The organism is Paraburkholderia suaedae, from assembly GCF_040812055.1.
Lineage (GTDB): Bacteria > Pseudomonadota > Gammaproteobacteria > Burkholderiales > Burkholderiaceae > Paraburkholderia.
This window is the reverse complement of record NZ_JBFOAH010000001.1, coordinates 338,280-352,815: the sequence shown is the minus strand read 5'-3', so window position 1 is coordinate 352,815 and position 14,536 is coordinate 338,280. Positions and strand designations below refer to the sequence as shown.

The 14,536-nt window shown below is 64.6% G+C and carries 12 protein-coding genes; 6 read left to right on the top strand and 6 right to left on the bottom strand.

What is annotated here, in order from left to right:
- The first annotated feature begins 252 nt into the window (after nt 1–252).
- Nucleotides 253–1,557, top strand: coding sequence for an Nramp family divalent metal transporter (locus ABQJ48_RS01545; protein WP_367835502.1), 1,305 nt, complete (start codon nt 253–255; stop codon nt 1,555–1,557).
- A gap of 178 nt (nt 1,558–1,735) precedes the next feature.
- Nucleotides 1,736–1,939, top strand: a complete 204-nt coding sequence (locus ABQJ48_RS01540) for a DUF1289 domain-containing protein (RefSeq protein WP_367835500.1) — start codon at nt 1,736–1,738, stop codon at nt 1,937–1,939.
- 132 nt (nt 1,940–2,071) lie between these two features.
- On the opposite strand, the gene ABQJ48_RS01535 is transcribed toward ABQJ48_RS01540, so the two are convergent.
- A complete protein-coding gene (locus ABQJ48_RS01535; protein WP_367835499.1) occupies nt 2,072–3,664 on the bottom strand; it encodes an ABC-F family ATPase in 1,593 nt (530 codons plus the stop codon).
- A gap of 357 nt (nt 3,665–4,021) precedes the next feature.
- On the opposite strand from ABQJ48_RS01535, the gene ABQJ48_RS01530 reads away from it, so the two are divergent.
- Nucleotides 4,022–4,228, top strand: a complete 207-nt coding sequence (locus tag ABQJ48_RS01530; protein WP_367835497.1) for a dodecin — start codon at nt 4,022–4,024, stop codon at nt 4,226–4,228.
- A 159-nt stretch (nt 4,229–4,387) separates the two neighbouring features.
- Here ABQJ48_RS01530 and ABQJ48_RS01525 read toward each other — a convergent pair whose 3' ends face one another.
- The 4 genes from ABQJ48_RS01525 to ABQJ48_RS01510 form a co-directional block, all read right to left on the bottom strand.
- Entirely contained in the window at nt 4,388–5,494 is a 1,107-nt protein-coding gene (locus tag ABQJ48_RS01525) for a BMP family ABC transporter substrate-binding protein (RefSeq protein ID WP_367835496.1), read from the bottom strand.
- Between the two features lie 66 nt (nt 5,495–5,560).
- The gene (locus tag ABQJ48_RS01520; RefSeq protein ID WP_367835495.1) at nt 5,561–6,490 is read right to left on the bottom strand and encodes an ABC transporter permease; all 930 of its coding nucleotides are present in this window, start codon (nt 6,488–6,490) and stop codon (nt 5,561–5,563) included.
- Nucleotides 6,491–6,543: 53 nt separating this feature from the next.
- A complete protein-coding gene (locus tag ABQJ48_RS01515) occupies nt 6,544–7,650 on the bottom strand; it encodes an ABC transporter permease (protein WP_367835493.1) in 1,107 nt (368 codons plus the stop codon).
- A gap of 49 nt (nt 7,651–7,699) precedes the next feature.
- Entirely contained in the window at nt 7,700–9,301 is a 1,602-nt protein-coding gene (locus ABQJ48_RS01510) for an ABC transporter ATP-binding protein (RefSeq protein ID WP_367835491.1), read from the bottom strand.
- Nucleotides 9,302–9,550: 249 nt separating this feature from the next.
- On the opposite strand from ABQJ48_RS01510, the gene ABQJ48_RS01505 reads away from it, so the two are divergent.
- Nucleotides 9,551–10,483: a LysR substrate-binding domain-containing protein gene (locus ABQJ48_RS01505; RefSeq protein ID WP_367835489.1), complete on the top strand. Its 933-nt coding sequence runs from the start codon at nt 9,551–9,553 to the stop codon at nt 10,481–10,483.
- 158 nt (nt 10,484–10,641) lie between these two features.
- Here the strand turns inward: ABQJ48_RS01505 and ABQJ48_RS01500 are convergent, their stop codons facing one another.
- Nucleotides 10,642–12,036: an 8-oxoguanine deaminase gene (locus tag ABQJ48_RS01500; RefSeq protein WP_367835488.1), complete on the bottom strand. Its 1,395-nt coding sequence runs from the start codon at nt 12,034–12,036 to the stop codon at nt 10,642–10,644.
- 548 nt (nt 12,037–12,584) lie between these two features.
- On the opposite strand from ABQJ48_RS01500, the gene uraH reads away from it, so the two are divergent.
- Together uraH and ABQJ48_RS01490 are read left to right on the top strand one after the other, a co-directional pair.
- Nucleotides 12,585–12,938, top strand: a complete 354-nt coding sequence (uraH, locus tag ABQJ48_RS01495) for a hydroxyisourate hydrolase (RefSeq protein WP_367835486.1) — start codon at nt 12,585–12,587, stop codon at nt 12,936–12,938.
- Nucleotides 12,939–13,222: 284 nt separating this feature from the next.
- Nucleotides 13,223–14,416, top strand: coding sequence for a urate hydroxylase PuuD (locus ABQJ48_RS01490; protein WP_367835484.1), 1,194 nt, complete (start codon nt 13,223–13,225; stop codon nt 14,414–14,416).
- The last annotated feature ends 120 nt before the right edge of the window (nt 14,417–14,536 follow it).

Here is a 14,536-nt window from a genome sequence, read left to right as displayed (position 1 = left end):
CGTGCTCCTGTTTGTGCCGGCCCACGGATCGGCGTGGGCTTCTCACTGCAGGAGCCGACCGCCTCGCTCCCCTCCTCGACTTGCGCGAGCACGAGCCGTCAGCCGTTCGACGGTGCACAATAGCCATCACGCAAGGACTGCCGACACGCCGCCGCCCCGGCTCGGCCCGCCCGCGCCGGCCGGGCGGCAGCGGTTGTGCAGCCGTTGGGCACATCGCTTGCGGCAAGACGCGGTCACCCAACCAAGGCCCAGATGAACACCAACCCGTTCGCCCTGCGACCCAACCGCCGTCGGCGTCTGCCTGACGGCGAGCCGGCGCGCCCTGCGCACTGGTTTTCGTTCGTGGGCGCGGGCGCGTTGATCGCGGTCGGCTATATCGACCCCGGCAACTGGGCCACCGCGCTCGGCGCCGGGGCGAGCTACGGCTACCGCCTGCTCGGCATGGTGCTGCTGTCGAGCCTGATGGCGATGCTGCTCCAATGGCTGTCCTCACGCCTGGGCGTGGTGACCGGCCGCGATCTCGCGCAGCTCTGTCGTGAGCGCACCAGCCGGCGCGGCACGCTGTTCCTCTGGCTGACCAGCGAAGTCGCGATCATCGCGTGCGACGTCGCCGAGGTGGTCGGCAGCGCCGTCGCGCTGCAATTGCTGCTCGGCGTGTCGCTGACCGTCGGCGTGCTCATGTCGGCGGTCTGCACGTTCGCGCTGCTCGCGCTCCAGCAAAAACGCGGCCGCAAGCTCGAAGCGGTGATCGCGGCGCTGATCGGCTTCGTCGGCCTGTGCTTCGTGGTTCAGCTCGCGCTCGCGCGGCCCGACTGGCACGCCGCGCTGGCGGGCACGGCGCCGAGCGTCGAGTTGCTGCGTAACGCGGGCATGCTGTGGCTGGCGGCGGGCATCGTCGGCGCGACGGTCATGCCGCACAACCTCTATCTTCACTCGGCACTCGTCAGGCATCACGCGCCCGAGCGCAGCGACGCGCAGATCAAGGCTGCGTTGCAGGTGGTCAACATCGATACCTTCGTGTCGCTTTCGTTTGCGTTCGTGATCAACGCCGCGCTGCTGATCGTGTCCGCCGCGGTGTTCTACGCGAGCGGGCATCGCGACGTGACCGATCTCGCCGACGCCCACCGGCTGATCGCACCGCTCGTCGGCACCCGCTGGGCCGGCATCCTGTTCGCGGCGGCGCTGCTCGCGTGCGGGCTGAGCGCCACGGTCACCGGCACACTGGCCGGTCAGGCGGTGATGGAAGGCTTTCTTCAGATCCAGCTACCGCGCTGGAAGCGCGCGCTGCTCACCCGCGCGCTCGCGATCGGGCCGGCGCTATTCGCAGTCGCGCTATTCGGCCAGCACGGCTCGAACCAGTTGCTGGTGGCAAGCCAGGTGGTGTTGAGCCTGCAACTGCCGCTTGCGGTGGTGCCCTTGATCCGCTACACGTCGAACGCCGAACTGATGCACGGCTGGTGCGTGCGCGGCGTGCCGCTCGCGGTGGCCTGGCTGTGCGCGGGGTTCATCGTCGCGCTGAACGGGGCGTTGCTGTGGCAACTGGCGTTTGGCGCATAGCGCTGGGTGCGTGGCGCGGCTTTGAGAGCGCATGGCTTTCATGCGAAACGGCTGCTCGTCACTGAGCGGCCACGAACGACACGCGCTCGAATCGCGGCCCTGCTGTTGAGCACAGCGAGGGGCGCGCCGCGCATCGGCTAACATAGCGGGACTTCGCTTTTGCGCTTCAAGGTTTCCGATGGCATCCAATCTCCACGATCTTCCTGACAGTCCGTGCATCGGCGTGTGCTCCACGCTATTCGACGAGGTGTGCAAAGGCTGCGGACGCACCGCCGTCGAAGTGTCCAACTGGGTATTTCTGAGCGACGAGGAAAAGCGTGCCGTGTGGGTGCGCATCGAGCAGGAAGGCACCGCCATGCGCTTTCAGAACGAGAGGCTGTAGGTTTTCGCGCTGCGCCTGCCGTCGGTGCGCATTTGAACGCTCCGCTCAATGGAAAAGCCCGCTTCGACGAAGCGGGCTTCAGGTTTGAACGTGCTGGCTGCGCACGCGCTGCAGCGCGTGCGCCGAGGGTGCTTACTGCACCCCTTGGCTCAACAGGAAATCTTCATAGTTGCCGCCGAAGTCGTTCAGCGTGCCGTCGGTCTTCACTTCGATAATGCGATTGGCGAGGCCGCTCACGAACTCGCGGTCGTGCGACACGAAAATCAGCGTGCCTTCGAACTTGTCGAGCGCGATCTGCAGCGACTCGATCGACTCCATGTCCATGTGGTTGGTCGGCTCGTCCATCATCAGCACGTTGTGGCGGCCGAGCATCAGCTTGCCCCAGATCATGCGGCCCTTCTCGCCACCGGAGAGCACCTTGACCGACTTGCGGATGTCGTCGGCATTGAACAGCAGGCGGCCGAGCGTGCCCCGCACCATCTGCTCGTCGTCGCCTTCCTTGCGGTAGGCGTCGATCCAGTCCATTAGCGTGACGTCGTCCGGAAACTCTTCGTACGTATCCTGCGGCATGTAGCCGACGTTCGCATTTTCGGCCCACTTCACCGTGCCGTGGTCGAGTTCGAGCTTGCCGAGCAGCGAGCGCAGCAGCGTGGTCTTGCCCGCGCCGTTCTCGCCGATGATCGCAATGCGCTCGCCCGGCTGCACGCTGATGCTGAAGTCGTTGAAAATGGTGCGCTCGTACTTCTTCGTGATTTTTTCGGCCACCACTGCAATGTTGTGCAGCTTCTTCTCGTACTCGAAGCGGATGAACGGGTTCTGCCGCGACGACGGCTTGAATTCCTCGATCTTGATCTTGTCGATCATCTTCAGACGGCTGGTGGCCTGACGCGCCTTGGACTTGTTCGCCGAGAAGCGGCGCACGAAGTCCTGCAGGTCGGCGACACGCTCCTTCGCCTTCGCATTCGCGTTCTGCTGACGCTCGCGCGCCTGGGTGCTCGCGAGCATGTAGTCGTCGTAGTTGCCCGGATAGACCTTCAGCGTGCCGTAGTCCATGTCGGCCATGTGCGTGCAGACCTGGTTCAGGAAGTGCCGGTCGTGCGAGATGATGATCATGGTCGAGTTGTACTGGTTGAGCACGTCTTCCAGCCAACGGATCGAGTTGATGTCCAGGTTGTTGGTGGGCTCATCCAGCAGCAGCACGTCCGGCTTCGAGAACAGCGCCTGCGCGAGCAGCACGCGCAGCTTCCAGCCCGGCGCGACGTTGCTCATCGGGCCGTTGTGGTCCTCGATCGCGATGCCGATGCCGAGCAGCAGTTCGCCCGCGCGCGCTTCGGCCGTGTAGCCGTCGAACTCGGCGAACTTCGCTTCGAGTTCGGCGGCGTGCATGTAGTCGTCGTCGGTCGCGTCGGGGTTCGCGTAGATCGCGTCGCGCTCGGTCATCGCGGCCCACATTTCCGTGTGGCCCATCATCACGACGTCGAGCACGCGCACGTCTTCGTACGCGAACTGATCCTGACGCAGCTTACCGAGGCGCACATTCGGCTCGAGCATCACGTTGCCGGAGCTGGGCTCCAGGTCGCTGCCCAGGATTTTCATGAAGGTGGATTTACCGCAGCCGTTCGCACCGATAAGGCCATAGCGGTTCCCTTCCCCGAACTTGACCGAAATGTTCTCGAAGAGAGGCTTCGGCCCGAATTGCATGGTGATATTGGCGGTAGACAGCACGGCGCGTCCCTTTGAATGTGATATCGGCGAAAAACCGCATATTTTAGCAGGTTATCGCGATGTCGACCCATGCGCTGCCTGCGCGGCGCCAGCAGCGGCGCCGCGCGGCGATCGCGGGACGTCGACGAGGGCCGACAGGTCGGCCTCGGAGAGTCGTCGCCTAGGTGACGAGGGGCATGTTCATCAGCCGGGATGGCCAATTTCTGACTGCATCGGCAATCCGATCAAGTTGCGCCGTCACGCTCACGCCGTACCGCGCACCGCTGTCCAGCCGCCGCCGCAGGCACAACAGGCAGGCGCCGCGTCGCCCGTTGCCTATACTCAGTGAACCTCAACGAAGACCAAAGGAGGAAGTTCATGTCAGACCACGTCTACAAACAGATCGAATTGACCGGGTCGTCGACCGTATCCAGCGACGACGCCGTCAAAACCGCGATCGCCAAAGCCTCGCAGACGCTGCGTAACCTGCACTGGTTCGAAGTCATGGAAACGCGGGGCCAGATCGAAGACGACAAGGTGACCTACTGGCAGGTGACGATCAAGGTAGGCTTGCGGATCGAATGACGGGCGGTGTCGGGGCCTGGCGACATGCCAGCATCCCGTTCGCCGCAAAAAAAGCTGCGTCCGTACTGGATGGACGCAGCTCGTCAATGCAGCGATCCACGAGAGCGCCGCCTCGTGATCATGAACCGTTCAAGGTGGGCTCGTCGGCCTCACTGACGCTTACTTCGGCAGCGATCCGTCCACGCCTTCCACGTACCAGTTCAGACGTTGCAGTTCCGGGTCGGTCAGCGTCTTGCCGGCCGGCACCTTCACCGCGCCGGACTGGTCCTTCAGCGGGCCGGCGAACACGTCCCACTTGCCGCTCGCCAGCAGCTCGCGTTTTGCCGCGACCTGTTTCTGCGCGTCAGCCGAAATCGCCGACGTGTTCAGGTCTTCCAGGTTGACGGCTTTCTGCGGAATGCCCCACCACACCGGGTCGTTCTTCCACTTGCCGTCGAGCACCTGCTGGATCACCGCAGTGTAGTAGACCCCCCAATGCGCGACCACCGACCCAAGATGCGCGTCGGGACCGAATTTCTTCATGTCCGAATCCCAGCCGAATGCGTGAACGTGCTTTTCCGACGCGGTGGCGAGCGTCGCGCTGGAATCGGTGTTTTGCAGCAGCACGTCGGCGCCCTGGCCGATCAGCGTTTCAGCCGCCTGCTTTTCCTTGCCCGGATCGAACCAGCTGTTGATCCAGATGACCTTTGTGTGCACCTTCGGATTCACCAAGCGCGCGCCGAGCGTATAGGCGTTGATGTTGCGCACCACTTCCGGAATCGGCACGGACGCGACGAAGCCGAGCGTGTTGGTCTTGGTCACATAGCCCGCTGCGACGCCGGCCAGATACGCGCCCTGGTACATGCGCACGTCGTAGGTGCCGAAATTCGGCGCCTTCTTGTAGCCGGTCGCGTGCAGGAACACGGTGTCCGGGAAATCCTTCGCGACCTTCAGTTCGAAGTCCTGGTAGCCGAAGCTCGTGCCAAAGATGATCTTGTTGCCCTTGCTCGCCAGATCGCGGAACACGCGCTCCGAGTCGGCCGATTCGGGCACGTTTTCAATACGCGTGATCCTGATCTTGTTGCCGAACTGCGCTTGCGCTTCCTTCGAGCCCTGGTCGTGCGCGAACGTCCAGCCGGCGTCTCCCGGATTGCCGAGGTAGACGAACGCGACGCCCGGCGCGTCGGCGGCCCGCGCGGTTTGCCCGAGCGGCACAGTCAGCGCCGCAGTGAGCGCGAGCGAAGCCGCGCCCCACGTGGAAGCGCTCAGCAGATTTCTTCTCTTCATGTTGGGTCCTGTGTTATTGGCGAACGATGGGAACGTGGGGTCGATGGGCGATCGATCGTCGATCGACTAGCCCGCCGAGAAAAACGGCTTGCCCAAGGAGGCAGGCGCGTTCAGACGGATGGTGTTCGGATTATGCGAGATCAGCACCAGTACGACGACCGTCGCGACGTACGGCAGCATCGCGAGGAACTGGGTGGGCACCGGCACGCCGATCGCCTGCGCGTAAAACTGCAGGCCGGTCACCGCACCGAAAAGCAGCGCGCCGATCAGCAGGCGCCCCGGGCGCCACGTCGCGAACACGACCAGCGCGAGCGCGATCCAGCCGCGGCCCGACGTGAGATTTTCCTGCCACAGGTGCAAATTCACGATCGAGTAATAGCCGCCGGCAAGCCCGGCCATGCCGCCGCCGAAGGCGACCGAGCCGTAGCGCACGCCCACCACCGGAAAGCCCACCGAGTGCGCGACCTGCGGCGATTCGCCGACCGAACGCAGCACCAGTCCCGCGCGCGTGCGGTACAGGAACCAGCCGATCACCGCGAACATCACGAACGCCAGGTAGTCGAGCGGCGTGAGACTGAAGAGCGCCGGCCCGAGCACGGGGATCTTCGAGAGGCCGGGAATGGCCCACGCGTCGATGCTCGCGCGCGCTGCCGCCGACGTATACGGCTTGCCGACATACGCGGACAGACCGATGCCGAAGATGGTCAGCGAGAGGCCGGTGGCGACCTGATTGGCGAGCATCGTCAACGTGAGGAAGGCGAACAGCAGCGCCATCGCGAGGCCGGCTGCAATCGCTGCGAGCACGCCGAGCCACGGGCTGCCGCTGATCGCGGTGACCGCGTAGCCGGTCACCGCGCCCATCAGCATCATGCCTTCGACCCCGAGGTTGAGCACGCCCGACTTTTCGGTGACGAGTTCGCCCGCGCCCGCAAACATGAGCGGGATCGCGGCGGTGACGGCGCTCGATGTCAGCGCGCTGGCTTGTTGAATGTCCATGGAGCTCCGGCGGGAAATCAGTAATCGAAGGTCGGCGAAGTGCTCGGTCGCGGTCAGTGACCGGCGGCGGCGAGCGTTCGGCGGCGCACCCGGTAGTTCACGAACAGGTCGGCACCCAGCAGGCAGAACAGCAGCAGCCCCTGGAACACCCCTGAGAGCGCCTGCGGCAATTGCATCGAGGTCTGCACCGCTTCGCCGCCGAGATAGAGCAACGCCATCAGCAGACTGGCGAGCACGATGCCGACCGGATGCAGGCGCCCGACGAACACGACGATGATCGCGGTGAAGCCGTAGCCCGGCGACCACGTCGCCTGCAACTGACCGATCGGCCCGGCGATCTCGCCCATGCCGGCGAGGCCCGCGAGGCCGCCGCTGATGAGCAGCGACGTCCAGATGGTCTTTTTGTCCGAGAAACCGGCATAGCGGGCGGCGAGCGGTGCGAGTCCGCCGACGTTCATCCGGTAGCCCGCGAAGCTCTTGCGCATGAAAAGCCACACGAGCGGAATCGCGATCAGCGTGATGAACACCGACGCGTTCAGGCGCGTGCCGCGCAGCCATTTCCAGTGCCAGTCGCCGTAGAGCGTCGGATAGAGCGCGTCGCCGCTGAACATCTCGGAGAGCGGGAAGTTCATCCCTTGCGGATCGCGCCACGGGCCGCTCACCAGATAGATCAGCAACTGCGTGGCCACATAGGTGAGCATCAGGCTCACGAGAATCTCGTTGGTGTTGAAGCGGCTCTTCAGCAGCGCGGGAATCGCGGCCCACGCCATCCCGCCGAGCACGCCGGCAATCATCATGGTCGGCAGGATCCACCAGCCGGTGGCCTGATCGAAGTAGATCGCGACGCCGCTCGCGGCGATGCCACCGAGCAGCATCTGCCCTTCGGCGCCGATGTTCCAGACGTTGGCGCGATAGCCGATCGCGAGGCCGAGGCCAATCAGGCATAACGGCGACGCCTTCAGCAGCAGTTCCGACCAGCCGTTCACGCTGGACAGCGGCTCGATGAAAAACGCGTGCATCGCCTGCAGCGGGTCGCGGCCCACCAGGCCGAAAATCAGAAAGCCGATGGCGAGCGTGAGCAGCGCGGCGATCAGCGGCACGGCGAACTGCATCGTGCGCGAGGGCGTCGTGCGTGCTTCGAGTCGATAGGGAAGCATCATGGAAGCGGGTGATTTGTCTGGTTCTGTGTCTGTTATCCAACGCGACGATTCAGGCATGCGCGGGCTGTTCCGCCGAAGGCGCCGCATCCTCCCGGCCGCCGAAGAGGCCCGCCATCCAGCGGCCGATTTCCTCGGCATTGGTCGCCCCGGTCGCGCGCACCGGTGAGAGCCGGCCGCCGGCGAGCACCGCGATGCGGTCGCAGATGTCGAAGAGCTCCTCCAGTTCCTCGGAGATCACCAGAATCGCGACGCCGCGCGCGGCCAGATCGAGCAACTGTTGGCGGATGAATGCCGATGCGCCGACGTCGACGCCCCAAGTAGGCTGCGCAACCACCAGCACCTTGGGCGCCTGCAAAATCTCGCGGCCCATGATGTATTTCTGCAAATTGCCGCCGGACAGACTCTGCGCGAGCGCTTCGGGGCCGCCGCAACGCACGTCGAAGGCGTCGATGCAGCGCCTGGCGAAGCCGCGCATGGCGCCCGCCCTGATCCAGCCCGAGCGCACCATCTGCTGACGGTGCGCGGTGAGCAGCGCGTTTTCCGACAGCGACATCGCCGGCACCGCGCCACGGCCGAGGCGCTCCTCCGGCACGAAGCCAAAGCCCAGTGCGCGCCGCCCGCCCGCGCCCAGGCGCCCGGCCGGCTTGCCGCAAATCGTCACGGCGTCGGCCCGCGCGCCGCGTTTTTCGCCCGACAGCGCCGACAGCAGTTCCGCCTGACCGTTGCCCGAGACTCCCGCGATGCCGAAAATCTCGCCGGCATGCACGCCGAACGACACATCGCGTAGCGACGTGCCGAACGGATCGTCGCTTTGCACCGATAACTGCTTCACGTCCAGCAGCACGGCGCCCGGGTTGTGCTCGCGCCGCGTGTAATCGGGCAGCGAATGGCCGACCATCAACTGCGCAAGCGAGGCCTGCGTCTCTGCCTTCGGCTTCACGTGACCGGTCACGCGGCCGCCGCGCATGACCGTGGCGGTATCGCACAGCTCCTGGATTTCGTCGAGCTTGTGGCTGATGTAGAGAATGCTGCAGCCTTCGGCCGCCAGCCGGCGCAGCGTCTCGAACAGCTTGCGCACGGCCTGCGGCGTCAGCACCGAGGTCGGCTCGTCCATGATCAACAGGCGCGGGTTCTGCAACAGGCAGCGCACGATCTCCACGCGCTGCCGCTCGCCCACCGTGAGGCTATGCACGTGACGTTGCGGATCGATGTCCAGACCATAGTCGGCCGACACTACGCGAATCCGTTTGGACAACGTCTTCAGATCGAACGGCTCGTCGAGAGCGAGCGCGATGTTTTCGCCGACCGTGAGCGTCTCGAACAGCGAAAAATGCTGGAACACCATGCCGATGCCGAGCTTGCGCGCGGCCGCCGGGCTCGCGATTTCCACCGCCTCGCCTTCCCAGCGGATCTCGCCGGCGTCGGGCCGCACTGCGCCGTAGATGATCTTCATCAGCGTGCTTTTGCCCGCGCCGTTTTCGCCGAGTACCGCATGGATTTCGCCGGGTGCGACGATCAACGTGACGTCGTCGTTGGCTCGCACCGCCGGATACTGTTTGGTGATGCCCTCGAGCACCAGCCGGGGCGCCGCCTGTTCCGGCCTCGACGCCGGCTGCGCGGCGGCGCCGTCGCTATGGTAAGAGTCGCTCATGTGATTCCGTAGTACGTCCCTGACTGCCGGTTAGACGCGTCCATCCACCTTGGCGGCAGACGATCCGTCACCACAACCGGATGACAATACCCAATTCGACCCGCTCAGTCGAGCCGCCAAAATTCCCGCAAACCCGCGCCGCAGCGTGCTCTGCGGGTATCTCACGCTTGACGCGGTTTTTCGTTCATATTAAAACGCTTATACCCCAACGCCCGTTCGATCAGCCAGAACATATATCCCGGAGAAGTCATGAGCCAGCAACGCGAGGCGATCGATACGTACCTGCTGCGCGTCTTGCACACCTTGTTGATGGAGCGCAGCGTCACGCGCGCGGCCGTCAAACTGAATCAGTCGCAACCCGCGATCAGCGCGGCGCTGCGCCGTTTGCGCGACATCACCGGCGACCCGCTGCTGGTGCGCGGCAAGTCCGGCATGGTGCCGACCGAGTACGGCCTGCGCCTGCTGGAACCGGTGCAGAACGCGCTGCGCGAAATCGAGCGCATCAGGTTCCAGCAGCACAACTTCGATCCCGCTACGTCGATCCGCTGTTACCGGATCGGTTGCCCTGACTATCTGAACGTGCTGTTCGTGCCGACGGTGGTCGAACGCTTTCGCCAGGCCGCGCCCAATGCGACGCTCGAATTTCACTCGCTGGGCCCGGCGTTCGACTACGAACTCGCGCTCGAGGACGGCAAGCTCGACACCGTGGTCGGCAACTGGCCGGAGCCGCCGGAGCAGTTGCATCTGTCCAACCTGTTCGTCGATCAGATCGTCTGCCTGATGAGCAACGCGCATCCGTTCGCCAAACGCGGCGGCCTCACGCTCGACCAGTACCTGAATGCGCCGCATCTCGCGCCGACTCCTTACTCGGTGGGCCAGCGCGGCGCGATCGACGTGCATCTCGCGCGCGAGCGGCTCAAGCGTCACGTGGTCGTCACGTTGCCGTACTTCAATCTCGCGCCGTACGTATTGATCAAATCCGATCTGATCTTCACGACCACGCGCCTCTTTGCCGACTACTACGCAAAATTTCTGCCGCTCACCGTGGTGCCCGCTCCGCTCGATTTCCCCCCGATGCAGTACTACCAACTGTGGCACGAGCGCGTGCATTACTCCGATGAGGTGCGCTGGCTGCGCAGCCTCGTCGCCGAAGCGACCCGAACCTTGATCGACAAGCCTTGACGCTATTGACGCTATTGACGCTGTTGACGGCCGGTTGCGGGCGGCCCTGCCGTGCCGCGCCCGCTTATGGAGTGCGCTGGCCGCCCGCAACCCGCCCGCTCTGCGGCTTTTCTGTGCCGCTTTTCCGCGCTTTTCCGCGCTTTTCCGCGCTCGTCCCGCTATAGCGCCGCTTCGTAAAGCGTCTGCGCGAGCCGGTTGTGCTGCTCGATGACCGGTCCAAGATCGAGCGTGGTCAACTTTCCGTCCTTCGCGATCACCTTCCCGCCGATCACGCTATAGCTCACTTGCGACGGTGCACAGAACACCAGCGCCGCCACCGGGTCCTGCAGCGCGCCCGCAAACAGCGCCTGGCGCAGATCGAACGACACGAAGTCCGCCGCCATGCCAGGCGCGAGTGCACCGATGTCGTCGCGGTTGAGCACTTTCGCGCCGCCCAGGGTCGCCATTTCCAGCGCCTCGCGCGCGGTCATCGCCTGCGGGCCGAAGCCGACGCGCTGCAACAGCAGCGCCTGGCGCACTTCGCCGAGCATCTGCGCGCCGTCGTTCGAAGCCGAACCGTCGACGCCCAGCCCCACCGGCACGCCCGCGAGCCGCATGCGCCGCACCGGCGCGATGCCCGACGCAAGCCGCATGTTCGAGCACGGACAGTGCGCGACGCCGGTGCCCGTGCGCGCGAATAGCTCGATACCCGCGTCGTCGAGTTGCACACAGTGCGCGTGCCACACATCGTGGCCGAGCCAGCCGAGATCTTCCGCATACTCGGCGGGCGTCATCCGAAACTTCTCGCGCGTGTACGCGATGTCGTTGACGTTCTCGGCGAGGTGCGTATGCAGCGACACCCCGTAGTGGCGCGCCATCACCGCCGACTCGCGCATCAGGTCGCGGCTCACCGAAAATGGCGAGCATGGCGCGACCACCACGCGCAGCATCGCATAGCGCCCTTCGTCGTGGTACGTCTCGATCAGCCGCTGCGTGTCCTCCAGAATGTCCGCTTCGCGCTCGACCACCGAATCCGGCGGCAGGCCCCCGTCCTTGCGCCCCACGCTCATGCTGCCGCGCGCCGCATGAAAGCGCATGCCGATCCGGCGGGCCGCGGCGATGCTGTCGTCGAGCCGGCTGCCGTTCGGATACATATACAGATGGTCGCTCGAGGTCGTGCAACCGGAGAGAAGCAGTTCGGCCATCGCCGTGAGCGTCGAAACCTCGATCATCTGCGGCGTGAGGTTCGCCCACACCTTGTACAGGCTCGTGAGCCAGCCGAACAACTCGGCGTTTTGCGCGGCGGGAAGCGCGCGCGTCAGGCTCTGATACATGTGGTGGTGCGTATTCACCAGACCGGGGATCACCAGGTGCCCACGCATGTCGAGCACTTCATCGGCCGATTGCGGCAATTGCGCGGTCGGTCCCACCGCGACGATGCAGTTGTCTTCGATATACAGACCGCCGTCGCGCAACTCGCGCCGGGCGCCGTCCATCGTGACCAGCATGTCCGCGTGCTTCACCAGCATGGTTTGCTTTTTACCCGGCTGGCGCGCCGGCTGTTCCATCGTCATCCGTTTCTCCGCTGTCACGCTTGCATGCAAAGTCGTTCGAACGCGATGTGACGGCACGTCAACCGTGCCGCCGCGTCCCGTCGAACGCCGTTGGCCCGGTTACCCAGCGCATTGCGCCGTCTTCGGGGTTCCTCGAGGGACTTCCTCAAGGGTGTGCGGGCTTCCAGTTGCTCTGGCTGATGGTGGGCGCCGCGCACAGGTGTAACCTTCAATGGTCAAAATAAGCATGGCAACTCACGCCGATGCGATACCCAACTTCACGCCGCCGATATAGTGGTCGTTTTTTGGCGCCGCCAGCATCGAACCGGATCGATAAAGCGAACGAATCGATCCGCTGCGGCTTTCAACACGCTGTCCGTCATGTGCCAGCTATTATCTTTCCTATCTCGCGCGCGCCGAATGGAACAAGCTTTTTACAATGACTGCCACGGCGCTCGCTTCAATTCGCCGACGGGTATGTAGCCACTGACGTGGAGCCTCGATCCGCCGCAAACGTATCCGGATCGGGCTGCCGCCGAAACCTCGCATTCACATAAGGAAAATTGCGAATGGGAAAGCTCACTACCCATGTGCTCGACACCGCCAACGGCCGTCCCGGCGCGGGCATCAAGGTCGAACTCTTCGCGCTCGCGGGCGACACGCGCCGCGCGCTGAAAACCACCGTGACCAATGACGACGGCCGCTGCGACGAGCCGCTGCTGGAAGGCGACGCACTCGTCGCGGGCGAATACGAACTGGTGTTCGGCGCGGGCGACTACTTTGCGTCGATCGGCACGCGGGTGCCCGAGCCGCGTTTCGTCGACCGGGTGGTGCTGCGTTTTGGCGTGGCCGATGCCGCCGCGCATTATCACGTGCCGCTGCTCGTGTCGCCGTGGTCGTACAGCACCTATCGAGGCAGCTAGGCAAGCTCCGCGCACGACACGCTCGATTGCATCGCGCAGAGGCTCGCTGGCTCATGGCCTCAAACCGCCTCGAGCGTCGCACGAAACGCGATGGGCCGGGCGAGCGGAACCGGGGCGCGACGCGCAGTTGAGATCCATTGGAAACGACGCGTGCCAAGCGAGGCCGCCGCGTCCTTGACCCGCAGTCGGCGCGGTGATGCTTGCTGGTCCGAGACGCATCAACCGGGTCCAGCCAGGCGCGCAACGTCACCACGCGCACAACCAATCAGAAGTGGAGGAGTTTCATGGAAGGCTTTATTACCGACTGGCTGAACCTGGCGATTCGCTGGTTTCATGTCGTCGCCGCGATCGCATGGATCGGCGAGTCGTTCTACTTCGTCGCGCTCGACAACAGCCTGAAACCGCCGCATGACCCCAACCAGCGCCGGCGCGGCGTGTTCGGCGAACTGTGGCATGTGCACGGCGGCGGCTTCTATAACATGCAGAAGTACACCGTCGCGCCGCCGGAAATGCCCGATGACCTGCACTGGTCCAAGTGGCCTTCGTACACGACGTGGCTTTCGGGTTTTGCTCTCTTCACCGTGCTCTATCTGTTCTCGCCGACCACTTATCTGATCGACAAGAACGTTCTCGACATGGGCCCGGTGGTCGCGGTCGCGTCGGCGCTCGGCTTTCTTGCGGCCGGCTGGATCGTGTACGACTCGCTGTGCCGCATGCTTGGCAGCAAGGATAGGCTGCTCGGCATCTGCGTGGGCGTGTACGTGCTGATCGCGGCGTGGCTCGCCTGCCACATCTTCGCGGGCCGCGCGGCGTACCTGATCATGGGCGCGATGCTGGCGACCATCATGTCCGCCAACGTGTTCTTCGTGATCATTCCCGGCCAGCGCAAGATGGTCGACGCCATGCTCAAGGGAGACACGCCCAATCCGATCTACGGCAAGCGCGGCAAGCAACGCTCGGTGCACAACACGTATTTCACGTTGCCGGTGGTGTTCGCGATGCTGTCCAATCACTACGCGATGACCTACACACATCCGTACAACTGGGCCGTGCTGCTCGTCATCATGCTGGCCGGCGCGCTGATCCGCCAGTTCTTCGTGATGCGCCATCGAGGCCAGGTGTTGTGGTATCTGCCGCTCGCCGGCATCGTGCTGATGTTCGGCGCGCTCTTCTGGACCATGCCCAAGCCGATCGTGACGCAAGCGCAGGCCGCGAACGCGCCGTCGGTGAAGCTGGCCGACATCGCACCCGTGCTGCAACAGCGCTGCGCGGCGTGTCACTCGTCCCATCCGACGCTCATGGGCAGCGCGCCGGCCGGCGTGCTGCTCGATACGCCGGACGAAATCTCGCAGAACGCGCAGCGGATCTATCAGCAGGCGGTGACGTTGAAGGCGATGCCGCTCGGCAACGTCACGCACATGACCGACGACGAACGGGTGAAAATCGCCGCATGGTTCCAGGGCGGCGCGGCCAGGTAACCTGAAGCCGGCCGGTCGGACCGACTCCAGGTCTGCGCGCGGGCGACGATCGGCAGGGCAAGCGGGCTGTTCGCGTAAGCGGCATGCCCGTTTTTTTCGCGCGTCGAGCGGACCCTGCGG

Bases quoted from the DNA above. Each gene is read 5' to 3' on its own strand.
- ABQJ48_RS01530 (WP_367835497.1), top strand. From the start codon at position 4,022: ATGTCAGACCACGTCTACAAACAGATCGAATTGACCGGGTCGTCGACC.
- ABQJ48_RS01520 (WP_367835495.1), bottom strand. From the start codon at position 6,490: ATGGACATTCAACAAGCCAGCGCGCTGACATCGAGCGCCGTCACCGCC.
- ABQJ48_RS01490 (WP_367835484.1), top strand. From the start codon at position 13,223: ATGGAAGGCTTTATTACCGACTGGCTGAACCTGGCGATTCGCTGGTTT.
- ABQJ48_RS01505 (WP_367835489.1), top strand. From the start codon at position 9,551: ATGAGCCAGCAACGCGAGGCGATCGATACGTACCTGCTGCGCGTCTTG.
- ABQJ48_RS01540 (WP_367835500.1), top strand. From the start codon at position 1,736: ATGGCATCCAATCTCCACGATCTTCCTGACAGTCCGTGCATCGGCGTG.
- uraH (WP_367835486.1), top strand. From the start codon at position 12,585: ATGGGAAAGCTCACTACCCATGTGCTCGACACCGCCAACGGCCGTCCC.
- ABQJ48_RS01515 (WP_367835493.1), bottom strand. From the start codon at position 7,650: ATGATGCTTCCCTATCGACTCGAAGCACGCACGACGCCCTCGCGCACG.
- ABQJ48_RS01500 (WP_367835488.1), bottom strand. From the start codon at position 12,036: ATGACGATGGAACAGCCGGCGCGCCAGCCGGGTAAAAAGCAAACCATG.
- ABQJ48_RS01525 (WP_367835496.1), bottom strand. From the start codon at position 5,494: ATGAAGAGAAGAAATCTGCTGAGCGCTTCCACGTGGGGCGCGGCTTCG.
- ABQJ48_RS01510 (WP_367835491.1), bottom strand. From the start codon at position 9,301: ATGAGCGACTCTTACCATAGCGACGGCGCCGCCGCGCAGCCGGCGTCG.
- ABQJ48_RS01545 (WP_367835502.1), top strand. From the start codon at position 253: ATGAACACCAACCCGTTCGCCCTGCGACCCAACCGCCGTCGGCGTCTG.